The organism is Aeromonas sp. A35_P, assembly GCF_002259925.1.
Taxonomy (GTDB): domain Bacteria; phylum Pseudomonadota; class Gammaproteobacteria; order Enterobacterales; family Aeromonadaceae; genus Aeromonas; species Aeromonas dhakensis.
Genome location: NZ_NEVB01000128.1, coordinates 1 through 4,938, shown reverse-complemented (window position 1 = coordinate 4,938; position 4,938 = coordinate 1). Strand labels below are relative to the sequence as shown.

At 63.2% G+C, this 4,938-nt stretch carries 4 protein-coding genes; all 4 read left to right on the top strand.

Going from position 1 to position 4,938, the window contains the following annotated elements:
* Nucleotides 1-1,024 (top strand): glycosyltransferase family 2 protein (locus tag CAK78_RS09175; protein WP_094697076.1); only part of this gene is annotated, 1,024 nt, incomplete at its 5' end.
* Entirely contained in the window at nt 1,021-1,392 is a 372-nt protein-coding gene (locus tag CAK78_RS09170; RefSeq protein ID WP_005303379.1) for a GtrA family protein, read from the top strand. The genes CAK78_RS09175 and CAK78_RS09170, both read left to right, overlap by 4 nt.
* Entirely contained in the window at nt 1,392-2,555 is a 1,164-nt protein-coding gene (locus CAK78_RS09165; RefSeq protein ID WP_094697075.1) for a hypothetical protein, read from the top strand. Before CAK78_RS09170 ends, CAK78_RS09165 begins: the two co-directional genes overlap by 1 nt.
* A 208-nt stretch (nt 2,556-2,763) precedes the next feature.
* Nucleotides 2,764-4,872, top strand: a complete 2,109-nt coding sequence (locus CAK78_RS09160; RefSeq protein WP_094697074.1) for an alpha-amylase — start codon at nt 2,764-2,766, stop codon at nt 4,870-4,872.
* The last annotated feature ends 66 nt before the right edge of the window (nt 4,873-4,938 follow it).

Here is a 4,938-nt window from a genome sequence, read left to right as displayed (position 1 = left end):
GAGCATAGATGCCTTCATCAACGCGATAGATAACGAACTGGCGCCGCTCAAGGATCAGCTGGAAATAGTATTCGTCAACGACGGCAGCCGCGACCGCACCCGTGAAGTGGTCGAGCAGGCCATCACCCGCGACCCGCGTGTCACCCTAGTCAACCTGGCCCGTAACTTCGGCAAGGAAGCGGCCATGACCGCCGGCCTGCATCACGCCAAGGGCGATGCCGTGGTGCCGATGGACGTGGATCTGCAGGATCCCCCCTCGCTCATTCTCGAATTCGTCAAACTGTGGCAGACCGGCGACTACGACACCGTCTACGGCATCCGGGTGGATCGCAGCGCCGACACCCCGATGAAGCGCCTCACCGCCGGCGGCTTCTACCGCTTCTTCAACGCCCTCTCCACCAGCACCAAGCTGCCGGAGAACGCCGGCGACTTCCGCCTGATCGACCGCAAGGTGGTCGAGGCGATCAAGCAGCTGCCGGAGCGCAACCGCTTCATGAAGGGGCTGTTCGCCTGGGCCGGTTTCCGCGCCGTCGGCGTGCCCTACGAGCGCCCCGCCCGCCACGCCGGCGAGACCAAGTTCAACTACTGGAAGCTGTGGAACTTCGCCCTCGACGGCCTGATGAGCTTCTCCAGCTGGCCGCTGCGGGTATGGAGCTACGTCGGTGTCGGCGTCTCCTTCGTCGCCTTCCTCTACATCCTCAAGATCGTCACCCAGGTGGTCTTCTTCGGCATCGACGTACCGGGTTACGCCTCCCTGATGTCGGTGGTGCTGTTCCTCGGCGGCATCCAGCTGCTGTCGCTCGGCATCATCGGCGAGTACATAGGCCGCATGTTCGTGGAAGTGAAGCAGCGCCCCGTCTACCTCATCGAAGGGGTCTACGGCCAGTATGCCAAGCAGGATGAAGAGCCCAAGCAGGATGAAGAGCCCAAGCAGGGCGCCGCCACCGGCAGCAAGAAGAGCGCCGGCAAGAAGGTAGCCGCCGCGAAGGCCGCTGATGACCAGCAGGAGCAGGCTTCTCAATGATCTCCCGCGAGGAATTCTGGCGGCTGGTACGTTTCGGGTTTGTCGGCGGGGGGGCCACCCTCGTCGATCTGGGCACCTCCATCGCCCTGTTTCACACCTGGCCCACCATCTCGGAGCACCTGGTGACGACGCTGGCCTTTGCCATCGCGTTCTGGTTCTCCTTCTTCGGTCACCGTTACATCACCTTCCAGAAGCAAGGTGCCGCCAGCAAGTTTCTGCTGGTCGCCCTCTTCTCGCTGGCGGTGCGTAACCTGATATTGAGCGGTCTGCTGTTTGCGGGTCTTTCCGGTCTGTTGCCGGTGGTGATCGCCACCCTGACGGTCACCGTGCTCACCTACCTCCTCTCCAGGATCTGGGTATTTGCCTGATGAATGACATGACTACCACCACAGCCCCCGACCAGGCGGCTCCCTATCGCCCGTCACTTCGTATCAGCGGCCGCGACTGGCTGATGATCATCGCCGCCTTCGTGCTGAGCCGGGTCGCCCTCTACGGCATGGGTTACTTCGGCGTCCAGCTCTACGGCGCCACCGACATAGGCCCGCTGCAGGCCTATTGCCAGTTTGACTGCGTCTGGTTCCAGCGCATCATCGAGAACGGCTACGACCTCTACCCGCGCTGGCTGAGCAAGGGCTATGCGGCCAACTGGGCCTTCATGCCGCTCTACCCGATGATCTCCGGCACCCTCTCCAGTCTGCTCAACGTCGAGAGCCTGATCGGCCTGATGCTGGTGGCCAACCTGGCCTTCTTCGCCAGCCTGCCGCTGATGCTGCTGGTGCTGCGCCAGCTCAAGCTGGGTGACGACACCGCCCGCTTCGGCGTCTGGCTGCTCGCCTTCTCCCCCTTCTCCGCCTACTTCGTCTCCGGCTATACCGAGTCGATGTTCATGGCGCTGATGCTGGGGATGTTCCTGTTCGCCTATCGCCAGCAGTGGCTGATGGTGGCCCTGCTCGGCGTCTTCATCTCCGCCACCCGCAACCTGGGGGTGATGATGGTGTTCCCGGTGCTGATCCTGGCGCTGCAGGCCTACGGCTGGCGCGAGTTCTTCCGCTTCACCGAGCGCGCCTTCAAGGTGGTGTTCACCCTCTGGATGATCCCGCTCGGCCTGTTCGCCTACATGTTCTATCTCTATCACCTCACCGGTGACGCGCTGGCCTTCAAGCACATCCAGGTGGCCTGGGGCCGTTACATGGACAGCCCGCTGGACTGGTGGCTGAGCGGCTTCGAGCTAGGTGGACGCAAATCCTACCTCTCCATCATGGTGATGTTCGGCTGGGCGCTGAACCTCTATCTGTTCAGCCAGAAGCGCTGGGCCGAGGCGACCCTGATGTTCATCTGCTGCACCATTCCGCTGATGACAGGTCTCAACGCCATGCCGCGCTACATGTTCGGCCTCTATCCGACCATGCTGGCGATTGTGCTGCTGACCCATCGCTGGCCAGCCATCCGCCCGGCCGTACTCTGCCTGAGTGGCATGGTGGCCTCCTTCATCGCGGTGGCCTTCGTCAACTTCAAGTTCTTCACCGTGTGACGAAGGTGGCTATGCAACAAGCCGGTCTATCGACCGGCTTTTTTTATGGGCGCGACACCCCGCTCACACTTTTCCATTCTTGAAAACGTAACCATTTGAACTGACGTCACAAATCGACGGTTTGCCTGTCCAAGCCCGCCCTCATGCCTCCTAGAATGAGCCCCATTGACGGCAATCCGGTTCGCTTAACCCCAGCAAGGAATGGCTTATGCGTCGCACTCCCTCGGTTTCTTCCCTCTGGCTCGCCCTGCTGGCCAGCCCCCTCTTCCTCCATCAGGCCATGGCCGCCGAGGTACGCCTCTACGTGGATGACCAGCCGGTCGGCGCGCCGCTGGCGCTGGACAAGGGGGCGCTGCAGCTGACCCATCCGCTCACCAAGGGAAGCCACCAGATCCGCATCAGCGACGCGGGCAACAGCTGCGGCACCAGCTTCGGCCCGAGCGAGGCCAAACCGCTCCCCTTCGGCACCGCCCAGCCCATGGACAAGTGCAGCAAGGGGCAGCACTTCAACCTGCGGGTGATGCTGGCGGGGGATTATCAGTTCACCTTCAACCCGGATACCCCCAGCCTCAAGGTACTGCGAGCCACCAAGAAGAGCGAGTTCAAGCGCCAGCCGCCAGCGGAGCCCTGCATCAGCTGGGATGGCGGCCCGGTGACCGTATCCCTGAAAGGAGTCTGGCCCAACGGCACCCGGCTGCGGGACGCTTACTCCGGCCAGCAAGGGGTGGTCAAGGGCGGCAAGCTGACCCTGACGCCGAGCAAGGAGAGCGGCGGCCTGCTGCTGCTCGAGCCGGTCAAGGCGACCACGGCGGCCCCCTTCAGCTGGGATCAGGCGAGCGTCTATTTCCTGCTGACCGACCGCTTCAACAACGGCGATCCCGCCAACGACCACAGCTTCGGTCGCCAAAAGGACGGTCAGGATGAGGTGGCCACCTGGCACGGCGGCGACTTCAAGGGGCTGACCGCCAAGCTCGACTACATCAAGCAGCTCGGCATCAACGCCATCTGGATCACCCCCATGGTGGAGCAGGTGCACGGCTTCATCGGCGGTGGCGAGCAGGGCAACTTCCCCTTCTACGCCTACCACGGCTACTGGGCGCTCGACTTCACCAAGATCGACCCCAACTACGGCGACGAGGAGAGCCTGAAGACCCTGGTGGACGAGGCCCACAAGCGCGGCATGCGCATCATCCTCGACGTGGTGATGAACCACGCCGGCTACGCCACCCTCGCCGACCTGCAAGATCTGGGGCTTACCGACCTCACCCAGAACACCGGCAAACTGCCGGCCAGCTGGAACCAGTGGCGCCCGAGCGGCGGCCTCAACTGGCATGGCTACAACCAGTTTATCGACTATCAATCACCCGCCTGGAACAAGTGGTGGGGCCCCGACTGGGTGCGGGCCGGCCTGCCCGGCTACCCGCAGCCCGGCACAGACGACGTTACCGGCTCGGTGGCGGGGCTGCCGGACTTCCTGACCGAATCCACCAAGCCGGTGGGGCTGCCGCCGCTGCTGGCGGCGAAAAAAGATACCAAGGCCAAGCCGCTGCCCAACGCCACCGTGAGCGACTATCTCATTGCCTGGCACACCGACTGGGTGCGCCGCTTTGGCATCGACGGTTTTCGGGCCGATACCGTCAAACACCTGGAGCCCGCCGTCTGGGCCCGCCTCAAGCAGGCTGGCACCGCCGCCCTCAAGGAGTGGAAAGCCGCCAACCCGACCAAAAAGCTCGACGATCTGCCCTTCTACATGGTGGGTGAGGTGTGGGATCACGGGGTAGCCAAGGATTTCTGGTATCAAAACGGCTTCGATTCGCTGATCAACTTCGACTATCAGCGCGAGTTCGCCCTGCCCCAGGCCCAGTGCCTGGCCAGCGCCGAGCCCACCTATGCCAGTTATGCCAGCCGCATCAATCAGGATCCCGAGTTCAACGTGCTGAGCTACATCAGCTCCCACGACACCAAGCTGTTCTTCGGCGACTATCAGGACGTGCCACTGCAGCGCCGGGTCGCCAGCAGCTTCATGCTGCTGCCGGGCGGCATCCAGATCTACTACGGCGATGAGTCCGGCCGCGGGCTCGCCAAGGATGGTGGCGTGTTCGATCAAGGCTTGCGCTCGGACATGAACTGGCAGGAGCTGGCCAGCGGCGAGAAGGCCGAGCTGGTCAAGCACTGGCGGCAGCTCGGCCAGTTCCGCGCCGCCCACCCGGCCGTCGCGGCGGGCAGTCACAAGAAACTGGCCGACAGCCCCTATGCCTTCGTGCGGGAGAAGGGAGATGACAAGGTGGTGGTGGTGTTCGCCGGCCGCCAGCCCTGATCCGGCTTAAGGAATCAAACCCAAACAGAGAGGGGAGCCAGTGGCTCCCCTCTCTTTTTACATACC